Raw genomic sequence first — 2428 nt, forward strand, 5'->3', positions numbered from 1 at the left:
GCTCATGGTGAAGCAGACATAGACTTTCGAGGGATCGAATTTTGGGGGCGCGGGGCGCGGCTTCTGCGTCAGCTTTGTCGCGGGGACGCCGCTGTGCACAGAGAGGTTCGTGATCAGATCGCTGACTAGCGTGATCTTGCCAAAGCGGCTCCCCAGCGCCACGCCATCGTCTTCTTGAAGGCCTATGCCATCTCCGTGCCACCAGAACCCGCGCACCACGGCCCCGAGCGGGAGCTTGGCCAGATACGCACGAAGCTCTTCTAATTCCGCCGCCATGTCCGCGCCAGGAAAGTGGTGTGCTTTCGGCCCGGTGATCCAGAACACGGAGGCTTTGGACGCGATCAGATGGTCAATCCCACCTTGGTCAAAGCGCGACGGATCAAGGCTACAGGTCAGATACGGATCTTGCCCCGGCAGAAGCTTCGTGCGAATGTAGCGTAGCGCGGCGGCGTTATCTGCGAACTTCCCGCGCAAATCTTGCTTCACCGTCAGCTTGAACCGCTTTGCCAGCTCGGGCGTTTTTGCGACGAGCAAATTTTCCTGTCCTGCCATCGTCACGGCCACACACGGTGAGGTGTAGACTTTTGCGTCGCAGAGCACCGCCCCCCGAAACTCTTTTTTGAACGTCTCCAGTAGCGAGAACGGATCGCTCACCGTGAGCGGCTTGTCGGTTACGCCCTGGCGCTGCAGCTCATCGAGCCAGAGCTGGTCGTCGTCGTCAGTGACGAAGTAGATGCGCGGCTGTGTCCGGTTCACCAAGCCCTGGAGCGAGAAGAGGAGCACTTTCTCGTCGGGCGTGAGCTTGCGAATGTCGGCGACAAAGAGCTGGCGGGCAGGCGGCGGCATCTTGGGCTGAAACGTGGCGTAGCGCCGGGGGACGGTGGGAAGCACGACATCGGCGTAGACCGCCGGGCGCGGCAGGGCATCGAGGCGGCGAAACGCGCTCGCCGCCTCGCCCTTGCTCAGTTTCCCCGCTTGGGCCAGCGCCGCGACCGTCGCCCTGACGACAAGCTGCTGGCTCTCGTAGGCTTCCCGATCCCGCTGCCCGAGGCGATAGGTCCAGGCATCCACGGCTCCCGTAAACGGGCCGCTCTCGTGAATCACCAGCGCCACGAGGGGCCGCGTCGCATCGCCCAGCGCGGGGATCAGGCGCACGCCATTAGGCAGCGACTTCGGATCAAGCCACTGTGGTGCCGGGCGCGGAAGTGGCGTTTCTGTCACAACTCCCTTGAGCCTCAGCGGATCGCCGGGCGCAATGGTTGCGGGGACTGTGGTCTTACCTGGCCCGCCAAATCCCCCGACACCGATCCCGTTCTCGCCAAACCGCGCGGGAGCATCTTCGTGGCCCGTGTCCACAAACGTGCCGTCTTTTCGAATCACCGGATGTGTGAAGGGAATCCCCGATGTAATCAGCGAGCCCTTGTCTTGGTGAAATTTTCGGACATTGGCAAACGCCACTTGCGGGTAGGTATTGCCCTGAGGCAGAACTAGCGCAGCAAAGCGCTGCGCATTGAACCGACTCGCGTCGGCGAGGGCCGCGCTGTCGAGTAAATCTGCCTCGAACCCGGCTGCCTTGAGGTCATGGACAACATTACGTGTGACAAGCTGGGCGCTGACACCGTAGGTAGGGAAGTCCTTTTCTTCAAAGACCGCGACACGGGGAAAACTCATAAAATCTCCTAAACTCCTGGGGCGCTTCCTACGGGAAGCGCTCGCACGTCTCCCACTACTTTGGGCAGGTTTTCATTGGCGCTGGCAATGGCGGCAAAGCACAGCGCGAGGCTGGCGAGATTGCTCCGCGCCGAGTTGCGTGGCTCGCGGTTTTCTTCAATCGCGCAGAGTAGCTCGCCCATTGTGCCCTTGAAACCGTCGTTGAACCAGGTTCCTGTGAGATTTGGTGTTGCGACTCCCGCCTCGGTGATCAGTGTCACGGTCTGCGTTCCTAGATCGGGGCCGGTGCTGGTGAGCGTGCCCTCGGTGCCCGCGACAAATGTCCAATCCAGCGAGCCGTGCTTGACATGGGCGTCGAAGACCAGCGACGCCTGGCCACCGTCGAACTGCACTAGCGCTTGCGCCAGCATCGGCGGCCCAATGGTCTGCCCAGCGGCTTGGGCGCGGGTAGCATAGACCGAGCGGGCTCTGCCGGGAATCAGCGTGCTCACAAAGTCAAACCAGTGGATCGCAAAGTCATAGAAAACCAGATCGTAGATGCTCTCAAATGCCGTCCCTTTAACCCAGGTGTGATCCCAGTGGACGCCCACATGCGCCGAGATGACATCGCCGATCAGCCCGGCTTTTACCGCCTCCCGAATGTACGAAAAATGCGGAGCCCAGCGCCCGTTCTGGTTCACCGCCAGCTTGACCCCATTGGCATCGGCGAGTGCGCAGAGCCGCTCGCCTTCGTCCAGCGAGAGCACAAAAGGCTTCT

General features: G+C 61.5%; 2 protein-coding genes. Both read right to left on the reverse strand.

What is annotated here, in order from left to right:
- On the reverse strand, positions 1 to 1671 hold a 1671-nt coding region (locus ACH2EH_RS00915; protein WP_395137893.1), incomplete at its 3' end, for a GxGYxYP domain-containing protein.
- A gap of 8 nt (positions 1672 to 1679) precedes the next feature.
- On the reverse strand, positions 1680 to 2428 hold a 749-nt coding region (locus ACH2EH_RS00920; protein ID WP_395137895.1), incomplete at its 5' end, for a Gfo/Idh/MocA family protein.

The organism is Armatimonas sp. (assembly GCF_043760365.1).
Taxonomy (GTDB): Bacteria; Armatimonadota; Armatimonadia; order Armatimonadales; family Armatimonadaceae; genus Armatimonas.